Annotated in this window: 26 protein-coding genes and 1 pseudogene; 21 read left to right on the top strand and 6 right to left on the bottom strand. The window is 44.0% G+C overall.

Features of this window, described 5'->3' with window-relative positions; translation table 11 throughout:
- Positions 1–87 precede the first annotated feature (87 nt).
- The 3 genes from BIW15_RS07225 to BIW15_RS07215 are packed head-to-tail and all read right to left on the bottom strand — an operon-like array spanning position 88 to position 2,554.
- Positions 88–1,452, bottom strand: a complete 1,365-nt coding sequence (locus BIW15_RS07225; protein ID WP_025626379.1) for an FUSC family protein — start codon at positions 1,450–1,452, stop codon at positions 88–90.
- Between the two features lie 13 nt (positions 1,453–1,465).
- The gene (locus BIW15_RS07220; protein ID WP_015296643.1) at positions 1,466–2,329 is read right to left on the bottom strand and encodes an HlyD family secretion protein; all 864 of its coding nucleotides are present in this window, start codon (positions 2,327–2,329) and stop codon (positions 1,466–1,468) included.
- 12 nt (positions 2,330–2,341) lie between these two features.
- Positions 2,342–2,554, bottom strand: coding sequence for a DUF1656 domain-containing protein (locus tag BIW15_RS07215; protein ID WP_005454886.1), 213 nt, complete (start codon positions 2,552–2,554; stop codon positions 2,342–2,344).
- Between the two features lie 300 nt (positions 2,555–2,854).
- Here BIW15_RS07215 and BIW15_RS25460 point away from each other — a divergent pair.
- The 13 genes and pseudogenes from BIW15_RS25460 to BIW15_RS07150 form a co-directional block, all read left to right on the top strand.
- Positions 2,855–3,091 (top strand): annotated as a pseudogene (locus BIW15_RS25460) (hypothetical protein); the annotation flags it as partial.
- A 147-nt stretch (positions 3,092–3,238) separates the two neighbouring features.
- Complete coding sequence (locus BIW15_RS25270) at positions 3,239–3,418, top strand: hypothetical protein (RefSeq protein WP_020903854.1); 180 nt, start codon at positions 3,239–3,241, stop codon at positions 3,416–3,418.
- A 276-nt stretch (positions 3,419–3,694) separates the two neighbouring features.
- Positions 3,695–4,546 carry a pyridoxal kinase gene (gene pdxY, locus BIW15_RS07200; protein ID WP_077280738.1) on the top strand — a complete coding sequence of 284 codons (852 nt, stop codon included), beginning with the start codon at positions 3,695–3,697 and terminating at the stop codon, positions 4,544–4,546.
- 123 nt (positions 4,547–4,669) lie between these two features.
- Positions 4,670–5,569, top strand: a complete 900-nt coding sequence (locus BIW15_RS07195) for a LysR family transcriptional regulator (RefSeq protein ID WP_005455031.1) — start codon at positions 4,670–4,672, stop codon at positions 5,567–5,569.
- Positions 5,570–5,620: 51 nt separating this feature from the next.
- Entirely contained in the window at positions 5,621–6,265 is a 645-nt protein-coding gene (locus BIW15_RS07190) for a bifunctional 2-polyprenyl-6-hydroxyphenol methylase/3-demethylubiquinol 3-O-methyltransferase UbiG (protein ID WP_021823497.1), read from the top strand.
- Between the two features lie 109 nt (positions 6,266–6,374).
- On the top strand, positions 6,375–6,740 hold the full coding sequence (locus BIW15_RS07185; RefSeq protein ID WP_005454850.1) for a hypothetical protein: 366 nt from the start codon (positions 6,375–6,377) through the stop codon (positions 6,738–6,740).
- 92 nt (positions 6,741–6,832) lie between these two features.
- Positions 6,833–7,117, top strand: coding sequence for a putative quinol monooxygenase (locus BIW15_RS07180; RefSeq protein WP_023585805.1), 285 nt, complete (start codon positions 6,833–6,835; stop codon positions 7,115–7,117).
- Positions 7,118–7,222: 105 nt separating this feature from the next.
- Entirely contained in the window at positions 7,223–7,825 is a 603-nt protein-coding gene (locus BIW15_RS07175) for a histidine phosphatase family protein (RefSeq protein ID WP_020840524.1), read from the top strand.
- 148 nt (positions 7,826–7,973) lie between these two features.
- Complete coding sequence (locus BIW15_RS07170) at positions 7,974–8,309, top strand: hypothetical protein (protein WP_021453367.1); 336 nt, start codon at positions 7,974–7,976, stop codon at positions 8,307–8,309.
- Entirely contained in the window at positions 8,309–8,785 is a 477-nt protein-coding gene (locus BIW15_RS07165; protein ID WP_077280736.1) for a GNAT family N-acetyltransferase, read from the top strand. Before BIW15_RS07170 ends, BIW15_RS07165 begins: the two co-directional genes overlap by 1 nt.
- A gap of 236 nt (positions 8,786–9,021) precedes the next feature.
- Positions 9,022–10,440 carry a DASS family sodium-coupled anion symporter gene (locus tag BIW15_RS07160; RefSeq protein ID WP_021453231.1) on the top strand — a complete coding sequence of 473 codons (1,419 nt, stop codon included), beginning with the start codon at positions 9,022–9,024 and terminating at the stop codon, positions 10,438–10,440.
- Between the two features lie 3 nt (positions 10,441–10,443).
- On the top strand, positions 10,444–11,781 hold the full coding sequence (locus BIW15_RS07155) for a sensor histidine kinase (RefSeq protein ID WP_005480639.1): 1,338 nt from the start codon (positions 10,444–10,446) through the stop codon (positions 11,779–11,781).
- Entirely contained in the window at positions 11,768–12,241 is a 474-nt protein-coding gene (locus BIW15_RS07150) for a response regulator (RefSeq protein WP_005454901.1), read from the top strand. Before BIW15_RS07155 ends, BIW15_RS07150 begins: the two co-directional genes overlap by 14 nt.
- A 108-nt stretch (positions 12,242–12,349) precedes the next feature.
- On the opposite strand, the gene scrG is transcribed toward BIW15_RS07150, so the two are convergent.
- Positions 12,350–14,149, bottom strand: coding sequence for a regulatory protein ScrG (scrG, locus tag BIW15_RS07145; RefSeq protein ID WP_011105816.1), 1,800 nt, complete (start codon positions 14,147–14,149; stop codon positions 12,350–12,352).
- A gap of 345 nt (positions 14,150–14,494) precedes the next feature.
- Here scrG and BIW15_RS07140 point away from each other — a divergent pair, with 345 nt between their 5' ends.
- The 4 genes from BIW15_RS07140 to BIW15_RS07125 all read left to right on the top strand — a co-directional run bounded on the left by BIW15_RS07140 (position 14,495) and on the right by BIW15_RS07125 (position 19,153).
- The gene (locus BIW15_RS07140) at positions 14,495–15,706 is read left to right on the top strand and encodes an HD-GYP domain-containing protein (RefSeq protein ID WP_005480625.1); all 1,212 of its coding nucleotides are present in this window, start codon (positions 14,495–14,497) and stop codon (positions 15,704–15,706) included.
- A gap of 200 nt (positions 15,707–15,906) precedes the next feature.
- Positions 15,907–16,533: a LysE family translocator gene (locus BIW15_RS07135; protein WP_179115243.1), complete on the top strand. Its 627-nt coding sequence runs from the start codon at positions 15,907–15,909 to the stop codon at positions 16,531–16,533.
- A gap of 179 nt (positions 16,534–16,712) precedes the next feature.
- On the top strand, positions 16,713–18,251 hold the full coding sequence (locus tag BIW15_RS07130; RefSeq protein ID WP_218673956.1) for a YjjI family glycine radical enzyme: 1,539 nt from the start codon (positions 16,713–16,715) through the stop codon (positions 18,249–18,251).
- A gap of 20 nt (positions 18,252–18,271) precedes the next feature.
- Positions 18,272–19,153, top strand: a complete 882-nt coding sequence (locus BIW15_RS07125) for a YjjW family glycine radical enzyme activase (RefSeq protein ID WP_029804348.1) — start codon at positions 18,272–18,274, stop codon at positions 19,151–19,153.
- Positions 19,154–19,177: 24 nt separating this feature from the next.
- Here the strand turns inward: BIW15_RS07125 and BIW15_RS07120 are convergent, their stop codons facing one another.
- Positions 19,178–20,107 (bottom strand): LysR family transcriptional regulator, encoded by a 930-nt coding sequence (locus BIW15_RS07120; RefSeq protein WP_021486644.1) that lies wholly within the window; start codon positions 20,105–20,107, stop codon positions 19,178–19,180.
- A gap of 458 nt (positions 20,108–20,565) precedes the next feature.
- On the opposite strand from BIW15_RS07120, the gene BIW15_RS07115 reads away from it, so the two are divergent.
- Together BIW15_RS07115 and BIW15_RS07110 are read left to right on the top strand one after the other, a co-directional pair.
- Positions 20,566–21,333, top strand: coding sequence for a TerC family protein (locus BIW15_RS07115; RefSeq protein WP_077280732.1), 768 nt, complete (start codon positions 20,566–20,568; stop codon positions 21,331–21,333).
- A 159-nt stretch (positions 21,334–21,492) separates the two neighbouring features.
- Positions 21,493–22,095 (top strand): 2OG-Fe(II) oxygenase, encoded by a 603-nt coding sequence (locus BIW15_RS07110; protein ID WP_005454888.1) that lies wholly within the window; start codon positions 21,493–21,495, stop codon positions 22,093–22,095.
- Positions 22,096–22,160: 65 nt separating this feature from the next.
- Here the strand turns inward: BIW15_RS07110 and BIW15_RS07105 are convergent, their stop codons facing one another.
- Positions 22,161–23,426, bottom strand: a complete 1,266-nt coding sequence (locus BIW15_RS07105; protein ID WP_015296685.1) for an HD-GYP domain-containing protein — start codon at positions 23,424–23,426, stop codon at positions 22,161–22,163.
- A 576-nt stretch (positions 23,427–24,002) separates the two neighbouring features.
- On the opposite strand from BIW15_RS07105, the gene BIW15_RS07100 reads away from it, so the two are divergent.
- Together BIW15_RS07100 and BIW15_RS07095 are read left to right on the top strand one after the other, a co-directional pair.
- Positions 24,003–25,193 (top strand): iron-containing alcohol dehydrogenase, encoded by a 1,191-nt coding sequence (locus BIW15_RS07100; protein ID WP_077280731.1) that lies wholly within the window; start codon positions 24,003–24,005, stop codon positions 25,191–25,193.
- Between the two features lie 175 nt (positions 25,194–25,368).
- A complete protein-coding gene (locus BIW15_RS07095) occupies positions 25,369–26,574 on the top strand; it encodes an aromatic amino acid transport family protein (protein WP_005455065.1) in 1,206 nt (401 codons plus the stop codon).
- Positions 26,575–26,744 lie beyond the last annotated feature (170 nt).

The following is a 26,744-nucleotide window of genomic DNA, read 5'->3' as shown; positions in this document are numbered from 1 at the left end:
CCCATTTTCTAAAAATGTGTATGTGTTATTTCAAAATTTATTTTGATAATTCATTACATGAATAGCATGGCTATTAATATCGAGTTTCTAAACTCTGCGCACATTTTGAGGTTTACAAAACAGGTCAGAAAACAATTTGCCGATCAGAAGAATAATTAAAATATTCGTCAGCATTAAAATTGGTGTTTCAATTCTATATATTGGAGTCAGGTTTAACGCGCCGGAGGTCAGTACAACCAATAGATTAATCCCTAGAACTCGATGAATCAGCATTTTGGGTGTTGAAAATACCTCCCAAATTACTATCGTGTTGATGAAGTAAAATAACGCTAACTGCCATAGCTCAGTCATGAGTGGCATCAAAAACACGTACTCCAGTAGAATTACGGTTCCTGTGCCTATAACACCAAAGAAAGCATCTTTAAGTACGCTCGGTGGCATTGTCGGTAAGATGCAAGAAAAAGCCGCTGCGATCATCGGAAAAATAGAACCACCGGGTATTGGGAGATAAATCCAAACGAGCAATGATGTTACGAACATCGACACCCCGTGAAACACTTTACGTTTATCCTCTTTGATATGTTGGAAAAATGTTCGTTTTCCTTGGCGAAGTGATGAGTTAACGCTTTCTATTTTATCGCTATCTTTGACACCAATGAGCGAAGTTTGAGGCTTATCTACATAAAAGTTTTCTAACTGTTCGGTAAGAGCTTTCCATTCTGCACTGTTTGAATTTGACTTATCCCCTCGGTTTAGTAGTTTTTCTTGAATGTGAGTCAGTTCGTTGACTCGCTCAAGCCAAGCACGTCGGTGCTGTCTGAGCCGATAGCTGCCTTTTAACGGTAGGTTAAGCAGTTGATAAAGCTTGTTGATATTTCCTGAATTGGCTTCTAGCGCTTCAAGGTTAAAGTCGTGCTTATTTTTAAGAGCTTCCAGTAGCAACGTTCGACTTTCTTCAAACTGCTGAATAAATTTCTGCTCAGTATTTACTGGCCAAATGACTCGATAAACAACAGAGAATGTTATTACACCTAGAACTGTTTCTTGAAGTCGTAATATCGCGAAATGAAATATAGTTTGGTCGTCAAATTGACCCATACAAGCAACTAACGCACAAACCGTAAAGGCCATCGAAAATATGTAGCCATATTTTTCGTCACTCGACATAAAAATACACAAGCCAAGAAACAGAGTTAAAAAGCTCAAAAACAAAAATGGATCTTGAGGAAATGTACCAATTAAGAAAAGCGCATAAGCGATTCCGATGAGCGTTCCCCAAACGCGGTTGTGTCCTTTATGAATTGAGTGGGCAAAGCTTTCATTTAGTGCCATAACAGCAACCGCAATGGCCGCCCAATAAGGTTTTTCCCACTGAAACCACAGTGCAAGGCAAATAGCGACAACAATTGAGAGCGCTGCTTTTATTGCTTCTTTAGTCGATGAACTCAGCATGACCTTCACCTAATTAGTGTTTGATGATTTTTATCGATGCCGTCATGCCTACGCGAAGCTGCAGATCTTTTGGCATTTCATTCAATGTCACTTTGACTGGGATACGTTGAGCTAAGCGAATCCACTGAAAGTTAGGGTTCACTGTTGGCAGAAGGTCATTGCCTGTTATGCCATCTTTTTTCGCAATGCCAAAACCAATGCTTTTGATTTTGCCCTCTAATGCGACGTCATCATGCATGAGTAATGTCACGGTTGCGCGGTCGTTAGGGGCAATGCCCGCGAGGTCTGTTTCTTTAAAGTAACCTTCAATCCAGAAGCTATTTTCATCAATAAGGGCGACAACAGGGGAGTTAGCGACCACTTGAGAGCCCACTCGAACGTTTAGATTGGTGATGTAACCATCGGTCGGCGCGTAAACTTTGGTGAAGTCCAAGTTAAGCTGCGCTTCTTCAATGTTTGCTTTCGCTAGTTCAACATTTGCCTGCGCTGTTTGTACGGCATTGTGTAAATTGCTAAGTGTTAATGCAGGCACTGCACCGTGCGTACGTTTCTCTAATTTTCGCGCACGCTGTTCTTCATTTTGTGCCTTTGCTAGCAATGCAGTCGCTTGTTTCTGGTTTGCCAGTGCTTTGTGGTAAGACGCAACGTATGTGCTTGGATCAATCTCAAACAGCAAATCTCCCTTTTTTACTTTTGAGTTATCAGCAACATACACCTGCGTAACCTGCCCAGTGACTCGAGGCGTAATGGAGATAACATAGGCACTCACCTGTCCGTCTCGCGTCCATGGATTGTTTGTGTATGTTTGGTAGTGGGTGTAAAGCACAGTACCCGCGGTACACAACAAAATAAGAGTAATGAGATAACGTTTAATCACAGTGCGCTTTCCTCAAAAGATCGAAATAAATTGGCCAATAACGCCGGTAAAAATGACAATCAGACTTAGCTCTGCCAGTGCAGGGAATGCAACGTACTTATGTAGTCCGCATCTCGTTGCTAGCGAAGTCACCATCGTGGTCAGAACGTAAGCCAATCCGATGACTAAAAGCAGCGGCGGGAAATAGATTTCACCCCATACCAGCTCGTGCGGCATTGTGTTCATGAAGTTGTCTCGTTTGTCTTGGATGAGGCAAAGATAAGGGAAGAGATGAAAAGCAGATAATCGCATTTGTAGGACGCCATCCTACAAATGGTGTAAGTAAAATCTGAGTCTTGTTCTGCACCGAAAACCGAAGAGTGATGCGCTTGATGTTCAAAGCCTGAACAGTAGAGCTATTGCCAGCTCATCAATGCCCGTTTTTGTTCATGTTAGACATTGAATCATTGAATCTTTGACTAAGCTTACTCAAGGGCAGTGTTCGTCGATTTGGCCGGAAACGATTAATGCCCTGACGATAGCAGTTTAGAGTTCGAGCTTCGACTTCACATCAACTCCATTGATGATCGTTTACCAACATTGCATTTGGTGAATAAGAAAATAAATCAACTCTTCAAAGAGAATCATGTTGAAATCTCTTACCCTCAAATTGATGTTCACATGAAGCATGCAGATCAGAAAAAGCGCCGACTTGTAACACTTCGGCGCATTCCTATGTCACCAGCTCCCAAAGGTGATGAGCTCTGCGAGCGAAGCTTTTGATGGTTGTCTATTACGTCCTTATACGATGAAACCGTTTGTAGGGTTAGGTCCTACATAAGCGATTGGTTGAGGTAATGCTTTTCGATAATACTGACCATATCAACGAGCAATAATCCAATTTACTTCCTATTGAAAAGGAAAATGGACATGACAAAACATTCAAAAATTTTCGCTGGCGTCGCTTCAGCAATTTCCTTTACTGCGGGCGTTTCAGCTTGGGCGGCAGGCGATCAAGACTTTAGCTCAATGCAGATGAAAGGCGTGGAGCAAATCGAAGTTAAGGTCGACTTAGATGGGGCAGCAAAACGCCTATCAAAAGCGGTGTAATTCCCAACAATTTCCAATCAAGATCGCAGTGATTTTGCACAAGATGTTTACACGATTACGGCAATTCAGTTGGAGAATACAACAGAGTTTGAAGGTTTCCATGGTGTGAATGAGCGCATCCGTGTAGACGAATACGGTCGTTCAATTGGTTTCTTCTACCTGCTTATGGATAACCTCGATAATTTGTGAGAACACTTGATAGCGAGGGATTCGAGCGTAATTGCTATGCCGAATACTCAATGAATAGATGTACAGCAAAGTAATGTAGGCATAGCGATGAAAGGTATCATTTCAATTAAAACTTACGGCGTAGGTCGGCATTTAAGTAGCAGCGTGACCGGGTTTCCTGTTCAACGAATGGGGTTGGACATATGGCCAATCCATGCAGTTCAAAATGCACAACAAATACAAGACCAAGAGGTGTTTGTCGGTAAAAGCTTTGCCGATGAATTACTAGCGTTGACGGATGGTGTAGAAAGCCTCCGTCAGCTATCCGAATGTGGCGCTGTCATTGCGGGTTATCAAACGGACTCAAAGTTCTGCGATTCAGTTTGTGAGTTAGTTACGCGAGTAAAGGAGGAAAGTCGCCAAGTACTTTATGTCTGTCACCCAGAGCTAGCTGAGCCTATCGCTGATAAAGAGCCTCACACTCCATTGTTTGAGAGTCTGATGCCAATGGCCGACGTGATTGTATCGAGTAAGTATGTGCTGGAGCAGTTTACAGGAGTCAAGATTAGTAATGTTGAATCAGCGACGCAGGCTTGCCAAAAGGCCCTCGAAATGGGCCCGAAGATCATCCTTGTGACAAATGTTGAGCCTGAAGAACACTTCACGATGATGCTAGCGACACCGAAATCTATCTATCTAAGTCAAAGGACGATGCTAGATTTTGAAACGCCACCAGCTGGTGTTGGGGACTTAACAGCGGTGGTGTTTACGGCCTGTTTAGTCAAGCGTATGTCTCCGGTTGCAGCGTTACGTCATACCAACAATGCGGTGTATGGCGTACTAGAGTTGACTTATGACAATGGGAGTTCGGAGCTAGAAACGATCGCAGGCCAGCATGAGTTTGTCGAGCCTACGTTTGATTTCCCTGTCAAGAAACTCATGGCGCTCTCGATGGTATAGAAATCTGGAATAGTAAACCGCGAGGCAATAAACTGATCGATTGTCACATCTCACTCATTTCTAAGGACACGACGGTGAACGATAGTGATATTTTGAGTAAGTCACTGAACGTGGGGGAATAACATGACGTTTAACTTTGAGCAGCTGTTGGCATTTGTCACTGTGTATGAAGAATTATCATTTAGTAAAGCAGCCGTTAAGCTCAATAAGCACCGAACGACAACGGGGCAAGTCATCAGCAATCTTGAAGATCAGTTGGCGATCACTTTATTTGACCGAGTAGGCCGTTCTGTTGAGCCTACCGAAGATGGTCACTTGCTTTATCACTACGCCAAGAAAACAGTTGAACAGGCGAGGATATTTGAAAACATCGCACTGAGCCTTTCTTTCGGAGGTTTGGAGCGCGTGGTGATTGCCTATTCGAGCTTTATGCCGCCTTCTGCTTTGTTCATGATTCGCAAACAACTAGCGAAAGATTTTCCGACCATGCGTGTTGAGTTATTAGTGCGTGATCGCGCTGAAATCAAGCGTGGTATTGTTGATGGCTCAATCCACTTTGGGTTAGTTAATGTGCACGAAAGTAGCGCGATGCACAGCATGGACTCGGTTTTTTTAGGCCACGTCGAGTTCGTTCCATATGTTCAAGCTGGTGGACGATTAGCGAAATTAGATCAGAGCTCTGTCGTTGACGCGATGGTGACCGAGAGACAGTTCATTCTAAAATCGCTGGTCGATGAAGGTTTAAAAGAGAAATTCATATTTTCAGCCAATAATGAGCAAGTCGATCAGCTCTCCGTTGTCATCAATATGGTGCGAGAGGGGTTAGGGTGGTCGTGGCTACCCAAGGCATTAACCAAGCCTCAGTTTAAAGCAGAAGGTATCGAGCCTGTGAGTATCGACCTAATGCTAGAAGGGATGAAGCTGCCGCTTTCAATGTGGTGCCCACACGCGAAATATTTAAAGGATATTAAAGCGTCGATAATGCACGCAGTACATGAACATGTTGAGTCGTACAACCCGTAATATATTGATAGGTCGATAGCGCTTTAACGTAAGGAATTATCAAGGATGAATATGAGATCGAACTACCATGTCCACGAGGATATGTATGTTCAAGCCCGAAAAGAGGGCTGGGAAGGGTGGGGAGGCAATGAGCGCATATCGCAAGCCATTCTTGTTCAGCGCTTTACTGAGCTAGAAGGAGCTCCGACTTTTGGCAAACTCTTGGAAGTTGGCTGTGGCGAAGGGCATCACTGTCGAGCATTTTTTAAATTAGGCTTTGAAGTAACAGGTATTGATATTTCACCGACTGCCATATCTTGGGCAAAAGAAAAAGCGAGAGATACTGGCATTCAAGGGGCGTTTTACGTCGCGGACTTGACCGAGAAAACGCTTGAGATTCCAGAGATCTATGATGTGGTGATCGACGGAAACTGTTTACACTGCATCATTGGTGAAGATCGGAATACTTTTCTAGGTCATATCTATAATTCTTTGGTTGAAAATGGCGTTTTCTTTGTGAGCAGCTTGTGTGCCAAAGACAGTAATAGCTACGAAATCACCAAAAATGACCATGTTTATCGACATGTATCTTCACAACAATCTTTGATTACGGAACTAGAACAGTCAGGCTTTCGTGTGGTTACTGCAAACGTCTACGAACGAGATGAGATAAATCACATTACGATACATGCTGTAAAAGTTGTTTATTCGCAATGAAATCGGTATTGTTTCCAGTCACGCCTTAGATAGCCATTATTAACTATTTATCAAACTCTTATCTAAGGTTTTTATTTCTATTTGCTTGCCGGAAATCAGAAAAATACTAATGAAAATAATATCCAAAGCGTTATTGGCAACGTGTTTTATTGCCTTTACTAGTGTTGCTTCACAGCTTGAAGAGCCTCAAACTGCAGTTTTAAACTACGGACAAACCTCGGTTTCAGCACCGATACAGGTTGATCGAGGATTTGACGCCGTTGAAGACAATGATGAGGAAATCATCGAGCTCTCAGGCTCCGTGATTAAGGAATATTCGGATTACGTTGTTGATGTGCTTGTGGTTCGCAAAAGTAAATCTCGTCACTCAAGTCGTGAGTTAAAAACCACGCTCTTTGTCCAGCAAGATCAGCTTGGAAAACCAATGATGATTGGTGGCGTGAACAACGAGGTGTTTACCCTCACGTTAAAATAATTGGGTAACCTTTCAATCAGTATTAATGGTTTTAACGCATAACTTTTCGGTTATGCGTTTTTTGTAGGTAGTAAAATAGCGATGGAGTCGTGATGCCCAAAGTCATATTAAAAGGATTTATATTGGTGCCTGAAGAGGAACTTGAAACGGTAAAAAGTGCGCTGCCTATTCATATGCGATTAACTAAAAGCGAGGCTGGGTGCCTTGTGTTTCAAGTGGTGGAAAACCCTGACAACCCGTTGCGTTTTGATGTGTACGAAGAGTTTACAAATCGAGATACGTTCGAGCACCATCAACTCCGAGTCAAAGATTCAGACTGGGGGCGGGTGACAGTGAATGTTGAGCGCCATTATGAAATTTTGGATGTTCAGGCATAATGAGGCGAGTCATTCTGTGTCAAAGTTGACTCAAATAGTGTTTTTTGCCCAGTTAGCGACTTTACGTTAGCTTACCTATGAATTTAAACCGTTTAAGGTAAAGAAATGACGAGAAGAATATTCGTATTGCGCCATGGTGAAACAGAGTTTAACGCAGATAAAAAGTTACAAGGTCACTGTAACTCTTCACTGACATCTAAAGGTAGCGACCAAGCAAGGCGCGTCGGTACGACGCTCAAACAGTATGTTGAAAACCGTCCTTTCCGTGTCTACTCAAGTACGCTTGGGAGAGCACTGCAAACATCGCAAATCGTATGTGAAGAGCTTAACTACTCGTATGAAAACCTCAACAAAGAGCCTAGGCTAAAAGAGTTTTCTCTTGGTGAGTGGGAGCAAAGAACGATTCCCAGCTTAGAGCAAGAAGTTCCCAACTTATTGGCTCAAAATGATTGGTACCTTCAAGCGCCAAACTGTGAAACTTATGAGTCGGTAAGGGAGCGTTTGTCCAGTTGGTTGAGTGATGTAACGCATGACGAAGACATTGTCGTGGTGAGCCATGGGCTAACAGGCATCGTGCTAAGAGGATTGCTGTTGGGTATGGATTACACTCAAGTTTGGCAGCAAGATTTACCTCAAGATGCGTTTTTCATTATCGAAGACGGTCGAATCACTCGTGTCAACTGTGTGGATACTATTGAGGTAGTCTGACTTGATTTGTTTATGTTTGCGTCTGCTTGATTTTGGTCAGTAATCAAAATAACTTAGTACACAGGCTTATAGAAAATACGCTTGCAAGGCTGATCATGGACGATTGGTCTCAAATGTACATTTATAGAATGCAATTCAAGGATGGATGATGACGTACAAACAGTGGTTTTTTGCCGCAGCGCTGCTTTTAAGTGGCCCAACTTTACTGCCTTTTACTCTAGAGGCTATTGTGTTGATAGAAGTTATCGGAATGGCGGGAGTGGTGGCACTTTATAGCGCTTATTCACAATGGCTTTTTAAACATCCGTTAACGGTTCGGGCTTGTGAGGTCGCGACGAGCCTAGATATCCAGCCTCAAAGAGTTATTACCAAACCAGATTTACGCTCTCTGCCTTATTTGTTTCCGCACTACTTGCCAATCAATACTTTGTTAGTGAGCGCGATTGTGACCACGTTTTTGTTTCGTCTGTCTGGAACACTGTAATGATGCTTTCAATACGCAGCTATCGCGCTGATGATGCGCCAACACTATGGACGCTCTTCTACCATACGATTCGAGAAGTAAACTGCCGCGATTACCAAACAGAACAAGTGAAAGCTTGGGCTCCCGATGATTTTGAACCACAAAGTTGGCAAGCAAGGATGGACACCATTACCCCATTTATTGCCGAAATTGAAGGTGAGATTGTCGGTTACGCGGACTTACAGCCAGATGGTTTCATTGACCATTTCTTTTGCCATCACCAGCATCAAGGGACAGGTGTTGGCCGCGCATTGATGGCTCATATTTTCTCTCAAGCGGAGTCATTAGCGTTACCGTATTTGTACTCAGAGGTCAGTATCACTGCTCGTCCGTTCTTTGAACGGATGGGATTTAAAGTGATTAAACATCAAGAAGTTGAAGTGAGAGGGCAACACTTAACTAATTATGTGATGAAGAAGTATCTATCGCGTAATTAGTGAGCTTGGACACAGATAAGAGATGTTTTCTGATGTGAATTCCAGTTCATTGATCTAAGACCAAAATTTCGTTTCAAAACAGTGTACATAATCTCTACTCAGAGTTATCAAACAGGTATGTTTCTATCTCACAACCGCAAAGTTGTTCATAAAAATCAGATTGATAGAAAGATGACTGAATGTGGCTCGAAATGCCTAATGTCATGGCCAACCAACTCAGGAAGAGTAGTAGTACTATGCGCCCATATCTCAAATACATCATCCCAACGGTGATTCCGTTACTTATTTGGCTGATGCCTTTGTCAGCGTTTCCTTTTGACGGCATCACCATCGTCCAACAGCGAGTTATCGCGATCTTTTTGCTGGCTGCGCTCTGTTGGGTGTTCGAGCCTATTCCAATTTATGCCACGTCGGTGGTGATCATCGTGCTTGAGTTATTGCTCGTTTCGAACAAAGGCATTGTCTTGTTTCGAACACAAGAAGGGCAGCCTCATTTTGGCGAACTACTGCAATATCACGAAATCATGGCTACCTTTGCCAGCCCAATCATCATGCTGTTTTTAGGTGGTTTTTTCTTAGCAATGGCCGCAACCAAATATCGTTTGGATGTGAACCTCGCTAGGGTGTTGCTCAAGCCGTTTGGGCAAAACCCTAAGTTTGTCATGTTAGGCCTGATGCTGATCACCGCAATATTCTCGATGTTTATGTCGAATACCGCGACCACCGCGATGATGTTGTCGATATTAACGCCAGTTATCGCCGTGTTTGGGCCTAAAGACCCGGGTCGAATTGCATTCGCGCTTTGTATTCCTGTTGCTGCGAACATCGGTGGTATTGGTACGCCAATCGGTACGCCACCAAACGCGATTGCTTTGAAATACCTCGTGGGTGATAACTTGATTACCTTTGGGGAGTGGATGGTATTCGGCGTACCATTTGTGGTGATCATGATGGCACTTGCTTGGCTTCTGATAGGCTATTTATACAAAGCCGAGCAGACTAAGATTGATCTGAACATCAAAAGTAAGTTCCTAAAAACACCAAAGGCGATGATTGTTTACGTCACATTCGCTGGCACCATCATTCTTTGGTTGATGGGCTCAGCGCATGGCATGAACTCATACACCGTCGCTTTAATTCCGGTTGCCGTGTTCTCGCTGACAGGGATCATCAACAAAGAAGACCTCAAAAAGATCTCATGGGATGTACTTTGGTTAGTATCGGGTGGTATTGCTCTCGGTTTAGCGCTCGACAAAACAGGGCTTGCTAAGCTGGTGGTGCACAGTATTCCGTTTGATGAATTCTCGCCTTATGTGGTGCTATTCGGCGCGGCATTCCTCTGCTTACTAATGGCAAACTTCATGTCACACACGGCCACAGCCAACTTGCTGATGCCAATAATGGCTGCACTTGGTACGTCCATGGCTTCTTTAACGCCATTAGGTGGTGAAGTCACGCTTATTCTTGTTGTGACCTTCGCGGCTTCGCTTGGTATGTCACTGCCTATCAGTACACCGCCTAACGCGCTCGCGCATGCCACTGGCCATGTAGAAAGTAGCCAAATGGCGAGAGTGGGTGCGGTACTTGGTATTGTTGGTGTGCTGCTAAGCTTTGTGATGGTGTGGATTCTTCATACGGTTGGGCATATTGGGTAATACATGTACGAAACCAAGTTAGATGCGTTAGTAGAACGCTACTTTAATCATATCGAACGTCGGCTGACTGTGTTGGCCGGCTCCGTATTGATCGAACAGCAAGGCTACAACGACCGTCTATATTATGTGCTCTCTGGCGAGCTTGCTGGCTTCTATGCGGACGAAGACAGAAAACCCATTCAGGTATTCTCCGCCTCTCAAGGGGCATTTATTGGAGTGCACAGTTTTTTTTCAGGAACATGGACTGCTTCATCTACGGTGATTGCACAAACCGATGTAGAACTTGCGTGGATAGAACGCGATACGCCAGCCGTTGAAGAAGAAACTTACGGGCCATTAACCACACAGTTTATGCCCGTTATGGTGAATGAGTTGTCTCGCCGTCAGCGCCGCGCGATGCAAGAAGCGATAGCAAAAGAAAAGGCGCTGCAAAAGCTCCACACCGCAGAGCAAATGACAACACTCGGTCAGTTAGCCGCAGGTATCGCACACGAACTTAACAATGCGATTGGTGTGGTCAGCAGTAAATCGGAGCGTTTAGAGTCCGTCATCATGACGCTGCTTGAAGAAGTGCATCCAGAGGCGAGTCAGTTCTTTGATTTTGGTTTGATGCAAGGGCAAAAAGTATCGTCTAGTGAAGCGAGAAAGCGCGGTCGTCATTTCGAAAAATATTATGGGTTGCCTAAAGAGTTGGCGCGTGATTTAGCGAGAGCCGTGCCGAGTAACTACCTCTCGGAGCATTGGTTGAAAAGGCCAGAAGAGGCGATTCGTTACTGGCAAGTTGGGCGAGACCTGCACGACTTGCGTATCGCGTCTAAGCATACGGTTGGCATTGTTCGTTCCGTTAAGCAATTGGGCAGAACGGATATCGACCTTGATGAGGCCATCAACATTAATGATTCGATAAATCGGGCATTGGCGTTGCTGCAGAGTGATTTGAGGCGCGTTAGTGTGCGTTTCAGCCCTGCAGAACTGCCGGTTTTTATTGGATCGCAAACTGAGCTTGTTCAAATTTGGGTGAATATTTTAAAGAATGCGTGCGATGCGATGATCAACATTGAGTCGCCGACCATTGAAATTCATACACGCGTGAGCAAAGGAAAGATTTTAGTCACGATCGCCAACAACGGCCCTGAAATTGATGAGGCCACACGCCGAAAAATATTTAGGCCGAACTTTACAACGAAGAAGGGCGGATTGTCTTTTGGGTTGGGGCTTGGGCTCTCGATCGTTAAACGAATTATTGCAGGTTACAACGGTTCCATTGTCGTAAAAAGTGACAGTGAAAAGACCATTTTTAGAATCAAATTACCGGTAGAGGGTGAACATGGAGAAGCTTAATTTAATTTGCGTTGATGACCAACGAGAGGTATTAAGTGCGGTTCTACAAGATCTAGAACCGTTGAATAAATGGCTGAATATTGAGGATTGTGAGTCTGCTGATGAAGTGCTTGAGCTGATGGATGAGCTTGATGCAGATGGTGAAATGATCGCGTTAATTATTTCGGATCACGTGATGCCAGGTAAAACGGGTGTTGAGCTGCTGACGGAAATTTCCAAAGACAGCCGCTTTGTTCGCACTCGCAAAGTCTTGTTGACTGGGCAGGCCACGCACACTGATACGATCAATGCGATTAACTCTGCGGGCATCGATCGATATTTCGAAAAGCCTTGGCAAGCCAATCAGTTGATTGAGTGCGTAAGAAACCTCGTTACACAATACATTTTTGATATGGGGCTCGATTACACGCAATATCACGAGCACTTAGATCAAAACGTTGTGTTTGACCGCTTAAGATAGGTGGGTAAAGTTAACCTGAGTTTTCGCCACAGCCACGTTCTGTTTCGATGTAAAAACCGGTAACTAAACGGTGGCTGTGCGGAACAGGTGAGAATTCCAAAATTCGAACTATGAATTCAATGAATATCGGCTAGCACTTGCGACAGACAAGGGTTTTGAGAACCAGTAACCTTGTAAATAGTCGACGCCCATCTGAGTAAAGAAGTCGCACATCTTCGCATCCTCAATGCCTTCAATCACTACCTCAATATTGTTCTCGTGGCACATTGCAATCAAAAACTTTAGGTACTCTCGCGAAGAGTGGTTTGTCAGCGTTTTCCAAGCCATCGATTTATCGATTTTTATCTGCGTCATCGGTAAATCAAAGAAGCAGTTTAAAGAACTGTACCCGGAACCAAAGTCATCCAAAGACAACGCAAAGCCCAACTCACGAAGCGTGTTTAAGGGGGCCATAGCCGTTTGGTTGTTATCCAAAATGAATGTTTCGGTGAGCTCTAGCACGATAGACTGAGGTGCGACGCCAGCCTCGTCAGCCATGGCTTTGATTCTTGAGGGAAACTCACCATTCATAAGCTGAAGAACGGAGACGTTTACGTTCACTCTCACTTCATTTTGGTAGCGTTCGCGGTATTGTTTTATGAACTGACATGCTTTCGCGAATACTTGATAGCCTAGCTCGACAATCAAGCCTTTGTTCTCGGCTACGGGAATAAACTCATCGGGATAAATTTCGCCAAACTCTTTGCTACGCCAACGAACGAGAGATTCAAAACTCACCACTTCGGAGCTTTTGGCATTAATGATTGGTTGAAACTTCACACTCAAGGTTTGCTTTTCTAGTGCGCTTTTCAAACCTTGTTCGATAAAAAAGTAACGATCTACCGCGTGTTGAGTGCGTTGGCTGTAAATGGCAATCCTATCTTTATTTTGTTCACTGGCGTATTGGCATGTTCTTGCAGCTTTACGCAAAATTTCATCAGCAGAGTGAGCAGGGTCGATACAAGGGTACAAGCCAATGCTGATGTTACTGCCAAGATACTGGCCTTCTTCCACCACGGCTTCGTGATAGGTTTGTTTTATCGTCTCAGCGTAAGCTTGAAGCGTATCTATTGAGCAATCGTCCTGAATTAAAATTGCGAAATCGTCATCATGTACGCGATACACTGAGCAGTTGGGGGATGGCAGATGACTGAGCGTTTGCAGCAGCTTTTCCACCAAACCATTGACCAGTTCATTGCCGTACTGGTTCAGATAGGATTTGATCTCATTGATTTGGATGTAGCAAATCGACGTTGGCGTGTCTGTCGAACAGACGTGTTCTTCAATATCAAGCAACAAATGCGCACGGTTTGCCATACCTGAGGCGTTATCATGGAACGCGACTTGATGAATGTAACTCTCCATCAATTTACGTTCAGAAATGTCGCGATGGCTACCCACCATATAATGACCATGCTCAGTTTCTTTGGTCATCGCAACGCCTTCAATCCAAACGTATTGCCCGTTGGGTTTGCGCAGGCGGTAAGTGGTTGTGACGCGCTTATTGTCGGTATTAATGTGGGCATCGACGCGCTTGGACAGTCTTTCCCTATCCAACGGATGCACTAAATCCAACCAACGATCTAGGTTGATGCGTCCAGCATTGATTCCAAGTTGCTCATAAAATCCCTGATTGTAGAAAACCATCGTCCCGAACTCGTCCATGTAGAAGAGGCCTTCGTTGAACACATCAAAGATATGAATAAAGCGTTCTTCGACGATCTTGAGAAACTCGCGATCATTGTCTGAGGCCTGTTGATCAAAAATGGTGGTCAAGACATGTCCTCCTCGTGCCTTACTGGCGACAGAGATGAGTGGGCGTTCCTGTAACAGGGAAATGAAGTAATCATGCGCATTATTAAGATACAAATGCTAATTTAAAATAGTAGACAGTCATGTTCTTGCGCTTTCAAATGAATAAAACTTCGTTCAGTTTAACTTGCTGATCATCGATATTTATAAAACTTAGTCAACAGTAAATCGTGTTTATATGAAATAGTTATTGATGCATTCCTCAAATTATTAAAATTAGTTAATAATGCTGTCATTTCTTGAGCTAAGTCCATAAAAATAAAATGGTTTTATGAAGTGAATCGCTCTATTAATTGACTGAATACTCATTAATTGAAATGAATTGAGGATTCTTATAACAGCTATGCGCGATATCTTTTATAATGCACGCGTTACCTAATAGTATTTAATAAATGTCACCATATGCAGTACAACCCAGAAGACTCAATTAAAATTGCAATCGCAGATGTTGCTGTCGGCATGTTTGTTACCGCGATAGAGCATAACAAACGAGTCAATTTAGCCAATGCTGGTCGAGTTTCGAGCGCAGAGGGCATTAAAAAGCTTCGCGCAAGTGGCGTGAAATTCGTTTGGGTTGATCAATCACTTTCTGCTCAGCAGTGCGTATTCAAACCCGTCGAAGAACCTATCGATATCGAAGTAGGGGATAAAACGCTTTCCGTTTCAAGCAAAGTACAACGTGCGTATCGCTCGCGAGAAGTCCAACACAAGCGTGCTAAAAAGCTGATTGCGGAAGCAAAAGGCCTAGCGCAGAAACTTCTCAACCAAACTTTTGAAGGCAAAGTTATCCAAGTCGACGAGATTGAATCGTGGGCGGATGACATGATCGAAAGTGTATTTATTGATTCAGACGCTTTGCAGTGTGTTTCTGCATTGCGCCAGAAAGATTCTTATTTACTCGAGCACTCAGTAAATGTCGCCTGTCTGTTGGTTTCGTTCGGCAAACACTTAGGTTTAGACAAAGATACCCTCAAGCAATTGGCGATTGGTGGCATCATTCACGATGTAGGTAAAATCAAAGTGGACGATAAAATTCTTCACAAGCCAGCGCGTTTAACGCCAGAAGAGTTTGAGCACATGAAGTTGCACCAAGTCTTTGCGGGCGAGATCATCGTTGAAGTGAAAGGGTTGAGCGATGTCAGCCGAGACGTGTGTTTAATGCATCATGAAAAGCTTGATGGAACAGGGTATCCGCGCGGACTATCGGGCGACGAGATTCCGATTCATGGTCGCATGAGTTGTATCGTCGACATTTATGACGCGCTCACCGCTGATCGTTGCTACAAAAAAGGCATGAGCTCAGCAGAAGCATTTAAGATTTTGCTCAGTCTAACGCCTTTCCATCTCGACCCTGATCTGGTTTACAAGTTCATTAACTGCATTGGTGTGTATCCAGTAGGTTCTATCGTGGAACTCAGTGATGGCAGAGTGGGTATTGTGTGGTCTTCGAATCCATCTCAAGCGTTAAAGCCAGAAGTGAAATGTTTCTACTCCCGTAAGTACAAACGATACATTGATGTCGCGATGGTGGATTTAAAAACAAGTACGCACAAAATTGAAAGAGCGATAGCGCCTTCATCTTTAGAAATCGATCCAAAACCGTTCTATGACTAAATCGGTGCTTAGCTTGAATCATTACTGACTATTTTCTTTACACTATTGCATATAGCGAGTATTTTGGTTGCATAATTAATGCGCAATTTTGGTTGCGTATTTGCCTCAAAAATACGTTTCAAGGATAGAAGCGTCGATGCTACATCACTTAGCTTAAGGCTTAATATGTGGCATCAAACCATGATTGGAAAGGAGCGCCAATGCAACTCGATACTTGGATTTACTACACTCTCGCGATACTCGTTCTCACAGCCTCTCCTGGGCCAAGTTCTCTACTTTGCTTAAGTAAAGGCGTCAGCAGCGGCTTCCGTCTCGCACTGACGACGGCTCTAGGCAGTTTAAGTGCGATTACCATCATTCTTACCCTTTCTTTTACCGGTTTAGGCGTTGTGATTGCGTCTTCTGAGTTCGTGTTTAACATCATCAAATGGTGTGGTGCGGCATACTTGATTTGGTTAGGCATTCAAGCATTTCGATCAAAACAAACCGATTTTTCGAAGTCCGACTCTGCACAGGTGTCAACCAGCTACGTCAGCGCCTATACCAGTGGTTTTATCGTTGGTTCCAGTAATCCGAAAGCCATTATTTTCTTTACGGCACTATTCCCACAATTCATTGACCCAACCGCTTCGCTGCTGACCCAATATGCGATTTTCGCGGGTACTTTCGTAGTATTCGAATTGAGCTGGTTAACCTTTTACGCCTTATTAGGGGTGAAAACATCCAATTGGTTATTTGAAGCAGGACGAGCTAAGTTGTTCAATCGCTTAACGGGTGGAGTGTTTATCAGTGCTGGTGTGATGCTATCTACGGCGAATCGCAGCTAGATTGTGATGTAACCCCTAATTTAGGGATAGCTTATTTCCAATATGGAAATTAACGGTTTGTTTTTTTTCATTAGTGGCAAGGCTTAACTAGGCGTAAAATTCACTCTAGCCCTTTAGCGGTAATGGTCTGTACCTACCCAGATCCAGATGTCGTGGTCTTTTTTGCAGGAACATCCTTGATGACAAGCCTATCTGAACTCCAACAGCGTTTTCTCAATATCGCAACTGACGGCCGTTTGTCTCCGAAACAGAAGTCTAACTTCCTCGCTTTAGAAGCCGAAGCATGTATTCCATACATGCCCATTTCTGAAGCACTTCGTGAAGCGATGAGCGATGGCGTAATCTGTGACATGTTTGAAGGTCATGCGCCTTTTAAACCGCGTTACGTTTTACCTGACTATGCTAAGTTTTTATCTCAAGGCTCTGAGTATTTGGAGTTGTCATCTGCAGAAGATTTTGATGATGCGCTAAATATGCTTACCATCATCTATCATCATGTGCCGTCTGTTACCAATATTCCGGTGTATTTAGGGCAGTTAGACGACGTCCTGATGCCTTATGTAGGCGACCAAACTGAAGCGCAGATTTACAAAAAACTTCGACATTTCTGGCTCATGTTGGATCGCACGTTGCCGGATGCCTTCATGCACGTGAATATCGGGCCGACAGACAACATTATCTGTCGCACTATTTTGCGTGTGGACGCAGAGCTCAAGCAAATTGCACCAAATCTCACGTTTATGTACGACGAATCGATCACACCAGATGATTTGTTACGTCAGGCGACGACAAACATTTGTGAGTGTAGCAAGCCTCATATTGCGAATTACCCAATTCACGCAAATGCTTATGACGGAGCGCAGTTTGGTATCGTCAGTTGCTACAACTCACTCCCGCTAGCTGGTGGTTCAAACACGCTTGTACGCATGAATCTAAAAGAAGTGGCGAAACGTGCAGCAAGTCGCGACGATTTTTTCAGTAATGTATTACCGACGTATCATCAACTAATGACGGAGTTGATGGACGCAAGAAGCGCGCACTTGCATGAACAATCACAGTTCTTCCAAGGCTTCTTAACCCAAGAAGGCTTGATTGAAGAGTCACGCTTTGCGCCAATGTACGGCATTTATGGCATGGCTGAAGCGGTCAACTTACTTCTTGAAAAAGAAGGGCAAACCTCCCGCTACGGACAAGATGAACGTGCAAATGCATTAGGCCACGAGATTTCAGCGACACTAGCGACATTGGTTGATTCTACGCCTGTGAGATATGGCTTAGAGGGCAAAGCGTTGTTGCATGCTCAAGGTGGTATCAGTCTCGATCTGGATGTAACGCCAGGTGTGCGCCTGCCTTACGGTAGCGAGCCAGACCCTGTTACTTATGTACAAGCAACTGCGGCGCATCATCAATATTATCGAGCGGGTATCAGCGATATTCTAACGATTGATGAAACGGTGAAGTCAAACCCAGAAGCCATGTTCAATTTATGCAAGGGCGCGTTGAACGCGGGGTATCGAGAGTTCACCGCAAACGTCGCATCGAATGATTTAGTTCGAGTGACCGGTTATATGGTGAAGTTATCTGATATCGCGAAATACTATGCGGAAGGTTCCCGTACTAATACGACGTTTTTGGGCGCTGAAGCGGCGAAAAACACAGGAATTTTAGAGCGTTCACCACGAGTGGTGAGCCAAGAAATGTCACCAGTCTACAAGTAACTAGTGACGGAAAGAACAAGATGTCTAGACGAAGTGAAAGCCTTTTGGCGAAAGTAACTCGTATCCTTCCTTTCTCTTGTGTTGATGGGCCAGGAAATCGTCTAGTCATCTTTCTACAAGGTTGTAACTATCAGTGTTTGAACTGTCACAACCCTCACACTATCAACCATTGTAATCACTGTGGTGATTGTGTTGCAGAGTGTCCGGCAGGCGCATTGAAGTTCGACGAAAGCAACAACGTTGTTTGGCTTAAAGAGGAGTGCACCCACTGCGATCATTGTATAGAGATATGTCAGAACCAATCTAATCCAAAAATTACTGACTACTCTGTGCCGACAATGCTCGATTTGATACGAAAACAACGCTTTTTTATTAGCGGTGTGACGGTATCCGGTGGGGAATCTACCTTACAACTTCCTTTCATTATTGAGCTGTTTAAAGGGATCAAGCAGGATCCTGAACTACAGCACCTCACTTGTTTCATCGACAGCAATGGTTCATTGTCAGTCTCGGGATGGTTGCGTGTCTTACCTTTTATGGATGGCGCAATGATTGATTTAAAAGCGTGGCAAACCGACACACATCGTTGGTTAACTGGCCGAGAACATCACCGAGTTTTTCAGACGATTGAGTTTCTTGCAGAACAACAAAAGCTGCACGAAGTACGTCTTCTGCATATTCCCGGTAAAAGTGACTTAGATACGGAAATCGAATCGGTAGGGCGGTATCTTAATGCGCTACCAAGCTCGGTACACGTTCGCCTCAATGCCTTTCAACATCATGGCGTGGTGGGAGAGGCACGTAGCTGGGACAAGTGTTCAAAAGAAGAGATAGAGCAACTAAAGGAACAGCTTGGAAAGTTTGTTGATCGTCCTATCGCTGTTCCTTCCGTATTCGTTTAGAGCTGCCTCTTATCTTTACACACCTCAGCCTTCGAGCTCTATACAAGCATCAAGCAACTGTTGTTGCAGCCATCTCAGAGCAGGATCATTGAGACTCGCTTTGTTCCACACCAAGCTGTAAGCCACTTGCCCGTAATCAAACGGTAAAGAGCGCTGCACTAAACCTTTCGCTTGATGCGCGACTCCCGCCCAAAGTTTTGAACACGTAAATAGATAATCGGAATGATGGCACATGACGGCTGCCGAACCGAAATCTGCCACACGCATCGCCATATTACGTTTTGAATGCTGCTGAGTGAGGTTTTGCTCGAAGTAAGGCTGAGAAAGATCTTTATCGTGAATCCCGATGTGGCGAGCACAAAGATAACCTTCAATCGACAGGGGCGCTTTAGCTAACGGGTTTGATTCGCCCATTAAACACACCATTTCATCTTTCAAGATTGTTTGCCAAACCAAGTCTTTATTTTGAGTTGGCGGCTGGCTGATGTCATGCGGCAGCAACAAAAAGTCGACTTGTCCTCTCACTAGTGAATCAAAACTCATCTCTTCTTTTGCATGGACGCTTAAGTGAGCATTGTTCCCCAACTGTTGAGAAATGCGCGTTAACACGGGAGCAAACAGCTCAAAAGAACTGCCTCTCATCGACAGAGAAAACGTACCTTGATAATAAGCGGGGTTGAATGAACCTTGGTGCAATAGGCCGTTCATACTAGACAGAATACCGTGAATGGACGGGCCAATATTCAACGCAAATGGTGTGGGCACCAAACGCGTACCATCACGATAGAAAAGATCATCTTTGAGCGTTTCACGCAACTGGCTTAGCGTTTTACTGACACTAGAAGGCGTCACACAAAGTCGCTCGGCCGCCTGAGTGACACTGTGAGTTGTCAGCAACATGTGAAGGACGGTGAGGTGTTTTAAGCTAATGCGCGATAGAGCGATATAATCCATGAGAGCGATGATTTCTTGCGATTTCTGCCAGTATATCAGCATGAAACAAATTTTTACTATTGTTCACTGAGTAAAAATAGCATCTTTTTCTTTGAGCTCAATGGAATAGCTTAAGGTCCATTGTTGGCTTTATTTGATAAAAGATGCTTGGCGGACTTGTCGTTTTACTTGCCGAATGTCTGAATACGCTTGATATAGAAGCGTTCCGAACGGGGATGCTCCTTAAGCCTACACTATAAACTTTTCCGAGTGATAAACAGAGGAGGGGTGAGATGGAAAGAATCCTTTAGAGCACAAATAAAGACACTAGTTTTTGTGTTGAAAAGAGTATTGTGTTGCAAACCAAGAGGTGCTTAACTCTAGATCCCTAAGTAACAGAGGTATAAATAATTAATGGACGACCCCTTTAGTCGACTGAACCCTTCTCCGTATCGCTTCCATTCTCAGGAGGCATACTCATGTTAGAACTTTTCATGCAGCCCGAAGCATGGGTGATATTTGCCACCTTATTTGCTCTCGAAGTTGTTTTAGGCGTAGATAACGTCGTTTTTATTTCCGTGTTATGTGAAAGATTGCCATCCCACCAGAGAAAGCTCGCACGAAACCTAGGTATTGGTCTTGCGGTGTTCGCGCGTATTGGATTGGTGTTTTCTATCACATGGATCATGCAACTTACACAACCACTATTTAGCGTTGCAAACCATGCAGTGACAGGTCGAGATATGATAATGATCTTGGGTGGTGCGTTTTTGTTAGCGAAAAGCTTAAAAGAGCTTTGGAGCTGGTTAACTCACAATGAAACCAATCACTCTACCCATGTGCGCACGGGATTGGCGGTGGTTTTGTTACAAATCGTTGCGGTTGATGCGGTATTCTCGATGGATTCTGTCATCACTGCAGTCGGTTTAACAAGTGACGTACCGCTTATGGTTGCTGCAATTATTGCTTCTGCATTGGTCATGGTTATGACTGCTGAGAAGATCAATAACCTAGTTACCCGTTACCCTGGTTTCAAAACCTTAGCGCTACTGTTCCTAGTATTGCTGGGTGGCTTGCTGATGGCCGAAGGCTTCGCAATCCATATCAATAAAGGGTATGTGTACTTTGCGATGGCGTTTGGTTTGGTGCTGGAACTGTGTCACATCCAACTAAAGAACAAACAACGCCGAACTATCCAGCGAATCAGGCCGATGCATCAACCAACCGTGGTCTATGGTGCCCGATAACTTATTAATTTAGCCGCTCAAGAGAGCGGTTTTTTGTGTGCTTTTCTTTCAATTTTATTTACTGATTCAGAATTTGTCGTTTCGACAAAAAGTTGCATTTGTTGCATTGGATTGAATTTTTTATATAAACCGCCCAATCCACACGAGTGAATAAAATAAATGAACAAGCTGATCGATGCGTTAGCAACGGATGGTTACTACATTTGGGATGACTTTCTTTCTGAAGACGAAGTAACCCAATTACGTGATTGCATACCGGATAATTGGAAGAAAGCACGCATTGGTCGAAATGATGATGTGACCCGAATTGAATCAATTCGTAGTGACAAAATTCAATGGTTAAAACCAGCTATGGGCCAGCCAATCGCGAATTATTTGAGCAAAATGGAAGAAATTCGACAAGAGGTTAACCGCCATTTTTTCTTGGGTTTGTTTGAGTATGAAGCACACTTTGCAAAGTACGAAAAAGGCGATTTTTACCAAAAACACCTTGATTGCTTTAAAGGGAACGAAAACCGTCGCTTAACCACGGTGTTCTACATGAATGAATCTTGGAGTGAAGAGGACGCGGGCGAACTGGTCGTCTATGACCTCAATGACAAAGAAATCGCAACAATACCGCCTCGTGGGGGGCGTCTACTGGTGTTCTTATCTGAACAGTTTCCTCATGAAGTGCTGCCGACTAACGCGGAGCGTTTCAGTATCGCAGGCTGGTTCAGAATTAATGGTGTGAGAGATAACCTTCTGGATATCGCGAGTTAACATCTAGGCACTAAATACTAAAAAGGGCGCGTGATGCGCCCTTTTTAATGTCTGAAAATCGGCTTTTAATGGCAAATAGACATGTTGTAGCAAGCCGTCATATTCTGCTCTAACACCTCATAGACGTGAGCGCAGAGTTTATTCTGCTCAATTAGGTCATCCATGATCTCAGCAATTTGTGTTTGGCTCATTCGTCCTCGATAAGGGCGATCTTGCGATAGTGCCTGAAACACATCGGCAACGGCAATAATGCGAGAAGGGATGTCGAGTTCTTCTGCTGTTTTATGGTAAGGGTAGCCAGAGCCGTCCAAGCGTTCATGGTGATTTGAAGCCCATTCTGCGATTTTGGCGTTTGGGAACACCTTATGCAGCGCAAGTTGAGTATCTATCGTATGTCGTTTGATTCTCGTGTATTCCTGCTTACTGAGCGCGCCTTCCTTATGTAGAATTTCATCCGGCGTCTTTAGCTTACCTATGTCGTGAACCAAACCGGCAATAAACAGCATTTCTTGGTCGTGTTCATCGAGTCCTAATTTGCCCGCCAAATAGCGCGACAACTCAGCAACTTTTTGCGAGTGTTGATAAGTAAATGGGCTTTTCGCATCGACAATGCGCGCCAGAAATAATCCAAGGCTGTTCATGTCCCAAATGGTTAGCTGTTTTTGTAACCAATCAATGCTCTTAAAATTTAGACCAATGGTTTCGATGTTTTCTGATTCCATCGCGAACCAAAATCCGTCGGTCATGATGAGCTTAACCATGGCTTTGCACATAACGGGATTAAATAAGGTGCCAGCATTCGCCAATACACATTCTGCAATCAACTCCTCATGCAAAGTGACAATGTCACAGTGGCAGTTCATTACATAGCGCGCACGCATGAAGTCTAGTCGATCAGAAAGGTAGAGTAGGGCCGCAACGTCTTTTTCGAATTCAGGCAGGTCGAGATGTTGCAGCTCATCCCAATGGGTGTGGTGATAAAGCACTGGAACGGCAAATTGACTTAAAAGGCGACATTGTTTGAGCGTTTGGTAGCCGCGCAGACAGTGTGCTTTGGCATCTTGAGGGATGAGCTCGTCCAACAGCATTTTATGTTCTTGCGTTTCAGAGACGCCACAATCGTGAATCATGCCTGCAAAGTAACAAAACTCTGCTTTCTTTAAATCCCAATTTAAGGCTAGAGCACATTGGTAGGCGATGTATGCGACGCGGTGACTGTGGTGAGTGTCATCGACACCTACATAGTCGAGTGCACGGGCGACCCAGATGAGCGCTTGTTTTAGATCGACTTCAAAACCCGCAATAGCATCGGGAGAGGAAGAATGCTTCATTATTTATACCGACATGTTTTTAAGCCCACGCAAACCGACATCATGGCCTGATATTTAGAGAAAGGGCGCGACAGCGAAAAGAACCCTTAAAGGTGGGCTATTTGGACGTAATTTTAATTATGGCGTAGATAATAATCCTAGTTACATAAGAATATCACTCGAAGCTCACTGTTTACCGTCAGTTCTTTGAGCTGAGTATTGGTTTTAAAAGATTCTTGTTGCTTTGGTTGACTTCTTTGAAAACGACAATAAATCATGATGCAACGTATTCTTATTTCTACTTTTGACTAAAACATCAGCACACAAAGGGGGAGAGACGACTTTAGGGTTTTCGGCCTCAAAGTGACGGTGCACGTTTTGCTGCCACTCTCAATGTAATTCGTAAGGACGGTGCAGATGGAATACCTATTGTGGTGGTCACTGTAGGAAAGAAAATATCCCCATTTTGTTTCTTAATTAGCTCAATGAGTTAAAGGAAGAAAAGGTAAACGACTCGATTGCGAATTTGTGAAGCCGCAAAGAAGAGTTGCCTGAAAAAACTACTAGACTAATTGCTCCAACTCAAAAGGAATTTGTATGTTGAAACATTGTTTGTATCGCAGTTACACCAAAGGGCTAAAAATCGCCGCGCATGTGCTGCCACTTCCACGGCCGACGCTGTTTTCTGGTTCGGGAGCCGTATCTGAGTTGTTGGAGGCGATATCTGATCTAGGTTTTCGACGTTTGTTGCTAGTGACCGATGAGGGATTAGTTCGAATCGGTATGGTAGGTAAAGTCTTGGAGCAAACGCAGGGGTTGGGTTTACAGGTGGGCGTGTTTTCTGAAGTAAAACCAGACCCAACTTACGATCAAGTGGAAGATGGATTACGTGTTTACAACGCCTCTCAATCGGAAGCCATTTTGGCGTTAGGTGGCGGATCTGCCATTGACTGTGCAAAAGTGATTGCTGCAAGAGTAAGTAACAAGCGCTCAATCAAAAAGCTCTCAGGACTTTTCAAAGTATGGCGAACCCCAGCGCCTCTGTTTGTTATTCCAACCACTTCTGGCACAGGTTCTGAAGTGACGATCGCGGCAGTGGTTTCAGACCCAAATACGCATTTAAAAACGCCCTTGATGGACCCGAAACTGGTGCCGATTATGGCCGCGCTCGATCCCGACTTGCTTATCGGTTTGCCAGCCAAAATCACTGCTGACACAGGGATTGATGCGTTAACTCATGCGGTAGAAGCCTACATCTCGCGCAATGCGACACCAGAAACTCAAGCGTATTCAGTCGCTGCAATCAAATTGATATTTCGTTATTTACCCAAAGCAGTGGCTCAGGGGGGAGATATTGAAGCTCGATACAAAATGGCCATGGCGTCTTACTACGCAGGGTTAGCTTTTACGAAGGCAAGTCTAGGGTACGTGCATGCTTTTGCGCACAACTTAGGGGCAAGGTATGGTTTGCCACATGGCATGGCAAATGGGTTAGCGTTGCTACCCGTCTTAAAGTTCTCTTTGCCTGAAATTGAAGATGAGCTAAGAACGCTTGCCGAGAAGACCAATATCAATACGAAAGACAAACCAAGTGCTGAGCATTTCTTGGAACAGATTGAATCCTTGTACGATGCTATTGGTATCGAAAAATGTACCACAGCCATAAAACAAGATGATATCGAAGACTTGGTTGACCTGATTCTGAAAGAGGCACATTGGAATTACCCCGTTCCCAAGTTTATGAATTCTGAAGAATGCGCTCGCTTATTGATAGAAATAAGCGCTTAGATTGTTTTGTGTAAACATAGTTTTACGGCTGTGGTTTTTTATCCTTACACTTTGCTTGATCTTCTCTCAAAGATCCTACAATATCATGCTTATTACAAATATGGTGTCAGTTTTGGTGCGCCGTTGCCCGATCTGATGCTGATAACCGCCAATAAGATGTAAAGATAAATATACAATGAGTCGTTCTAAAGTGTTTGGTAGTACCTTAATTATTGCTGGTACTACAATTGGGGCTGGTATGCTAGCTCTTCCTCTTGCCTCCGCTGGCATTGGTTTTACTACATCACTGATCATCATGTTGAGTTTGTGGGCATTGATGGCCTTTACTGCGTTACTGATGCTTGAACTTCACCAATATGCTGAAAGTAGTGCAACACTTCATACCTTGGCGAAACAAATCCTTGGTCAAAAGGGTAAGTGGGTTGCCAGTTTTGCGATGCTATTTTTGTTCTACTCATTGTGTGCGGCATACATCGCTGGTGGCGGTGCCCAATTTGGTGACCGCTTATCTCAGTGGTTTGAGTTAGACATTTCTGGTCCGACAGCGACAGTGATTTTCACTCTGATCGTTACTTTAGTGGTGACTATTGGTACAGGAACAGTTGATAAAGTAAACCGTGTGTTGTTTGCGTTAAAGCTAGTCGCAATGGTTGCGGTACTGTCATTTTTAGCGCCAAACGTTACCGAGTCATACTTGCTAAGCATGCCTATCGAACAGGGACTTATTGTTGCGGCGATTCCAGTGATTTTCACATCGTTTGGTTTCCACGGCAGTATTCCTGCAATCGTAAACTACTTAGATGGCGATACGTCATCTTTGCGCAAAGCGGTTATTGTTGGTTCGACGATTCCTTTAGTTATCTACATTTTCTGGCAAATCGTTACCTTAGGCGTAGTAAGCCAAGATGCGCTTATTGAAAACGGTGGCTTGAGTGCACTTATTGGTCAATTATCTCAAACTGTTCACAAATCCAACTTGAGCAGCATTGTAGGTGTATTTGCCGACCTTGCACTTCTCACCTCGTTTTTAGGTGTGAGCTTAGGTTTGTTCGAATTTTTAGGTGATACGATCAAAGGCAAAAGTGAGAAACCAAATCGCTTGTTAGCTGCGGTGATTACGTTTACTCCGCCACTTGGTTTTGCGCTTTTCTACCCGCAAGGCTTCATTATGGCGCTGGGTTACGCGGCGATTGCATTGGCTATTCTTGCGATTTTCCTTCCTCTTGTCATGGTGATCAAGGTTCGTCGTTCCGATGATTTCTCTGGTGAATACCGTGTCGCTGGTGGGCAAGGAGCGCTAGTCGTCACTGGTATAGCGGGTACGGGCATCGTTTTAGCGCAAGTGCTAATTACTTTAGGTGTATTACCTGCTCTAGGTTAGTTCCACTGTTTAAATTGAACGCGAAAAGCCAATAGGGAAACCTGTTGGCTTTTTTAATCTGGATCAAATTACCGTAAGATATTCGGTGAAAAAATTGGCGGAAAACTGTTTTTATTTCGTACACTTAGATTGTGGTATATCAATTATTTAAGTGGGGAAAAGCCGCTCTA

The organism is Vibrio sp. SALL6, from assembly GCF_002002385.1.
Taxonomy (GTDB): Bacteria; Pseudomonadota; Gammaproteobacteria; order Enterobacterales; family Vibrionaceae; genus Vibrio; species Vibrio parahaemolyticus.
This window is presented reverse-complemented; position numbering and strand designations above follow the sequence as displayed.

Excerpts from the sequence above, each read along its gene's own strand:
- BIW15_RS07180 (WP_023585805.1), top strand. The coding sequence starts at position 6,833 with ATGCCCAAAGTCATATTAAAAGGATTTATATTGGTGCCTGAAGAGGAA.
- BIW15_RS07100 (WP_077280731.1), top strand. The coding sequence starts at position 24,003 with ATGTTGAAACATTGTTTGTATCGCAGTTACACCAAAGGGCTAAAAATC.
- BIW15_RS07165 (WP_077280736.1), top strand. The coding sequence starts at position 8,309 with ATGATGCTTTCAATACGCAGCTATCGCGCTGATGATGCGCCAACACTA.
- BIW15_RS07120 (WP_021486644.1), bottom strand. The coding sequence starts at position 20,107 with ATGGATTATATCGCTCTATCGCGCATTAGCTTAAAACACCTCACCGTC.
- BIW15_RS07160 (WP_021453231.1), top strand. The coding sequence starts at position 9,022 with ATGCGCCCATATCTCAAATACATCATCCCAACGGTGATTCCGTTACTT.
- BIW15_RS07095 (WP_005455065.1), top strand. The coding sequence starts at position 25,369 with ATGAGTCGTTCTAAAGTGTTTGGTAGTACCTTAATTATTGCTGGTACT.
- BIW15_RS07215 (WP_005454886.1), bottom strand. The coding sequence starts at position 2,554 with ATGAACACAATGCCGCACGAGCTGGTATGGGGTGAAATCTATTTCCCG.
- BIW15_RS07225 (WP_025626379.1), bottom strand. The coding sequence starts at position 1,452 with ATGCTGAGTTCATCGACTAAAGAAGCAATAAAAGCAGCGCTCTCAATT.
- BIW15_RS07155 (WP_005480639.1), top strand. The coding sequence starts at position 10,444 with ATGTACGAAACCAAGTTAGATGCGTTAGTAGAACGCTACTTTAATCAT.
- BIW15_RS07150 (WP_005454901.1), top strand. The coding sequence starts at position 11,768 with ATGGAGAAGCTTAATTTAATTTGCGTTGATGACCAACGAGAGGTATTA.
- BIW15_RS07125 (WP_029804348.1), top strand. The coding sequence starts at position 18,272 with ATGTCTAGACGAAGTGAAAGCCTTTTGGCGAAAGTAACTCGTATCCTT.
- BIW15_RS07115 (WP_077280732.1), top strand. The coding sequence starts at position 20,566 with ATGTTAGAACTTTTCATGCAGCCCGAAGCATGGGTGATATTTGCCACC.
- BIW15_RS07105 (WP_015296685.1), bottom strand. The coding sequence starts at position 23,426 with ATGAAGCATTCTTCCTCTCCCGATGCTATTGCGGGTTTTGAAGTCGAT.
- BIW15_RS07110 (WP_005454888.1), top strand. The coding sequence starts at position 21,493 with ATGAACAAGCTGATCGATGCGTTAGCAACGGATGGTTACTACATTTGG.
- BIW15_RS07175 (WP_020840524.1), top strand. The coding sequence starts at position 7,223 with ATGACGAGAAGAATATTCGTATTGCGCCATGGTGAAACAGAGTTTAAC.
- BIW15_RS25270 (WP_020903854.1), top strand. The coding sequence starts at position 3,239 with ATGACAAAACATTCAAAAATTTTCGCTGGCGTCGCTTCAGCAATTTCC.
- BIW15_RS07140 (WP_005480625.1), top strand. The coding sequence starts at position 14,495 with ATGCAGTACAACCCAGAAGACTCAATTAAAATTGCAATCGCAGATGTT.
- BIW15_RS07190 (WP_021823497.1), top strand. The coding sequence starts at position 5,621 with ATGAGATCGAACTACCATGTCCACGAGGATATGTATGTTCAAGCCCGA.
- BIW15_RS07195 (WP_005455031.1), top strand. The coding sequence starts at position 4,670 with ATGACGTTTAACTTTGAGCAGCTGTTGGCATTTGTCACTGTGTATGAA.
- BIW15_RS07185 (WP_005454850.1), top strand. The coding sequence starts at position 6,375 with ATGAAAATAATATCCAAAGCGTTATTGGCAACGTGTTTTATTGCCTTT.
- BIW15_RS07135 (WP_179115243.1), top strand. The coding sequence starts at position 15,907 with ATGCAACTCGATACTTGGATTTACTACACTCTCGCGATACTCGTTCTC.
- BIW15_RS07130 (WP_218673956.1), top strand. The coding sequence starts at position 16,713 with ATGACAAGCCTATCTGAACTCCAACAGCGTTTTCTCAATATCGCAACT.
- BIW15_RS07170 (WP_021453367.1), top strand. The coding sequence starts at position 7,974 with ATGACGTACAAACAGTGGTTTTTTGCCGCAGCGCTGCTTTTAAGTGGC.
- pdxY (WP_077280738.1), top strand. The coding sequence starts at position 3,695 with ATGAAAGGTATCATTTCAATTAAAACTTACGGCGTAGGTCGGCATTTA.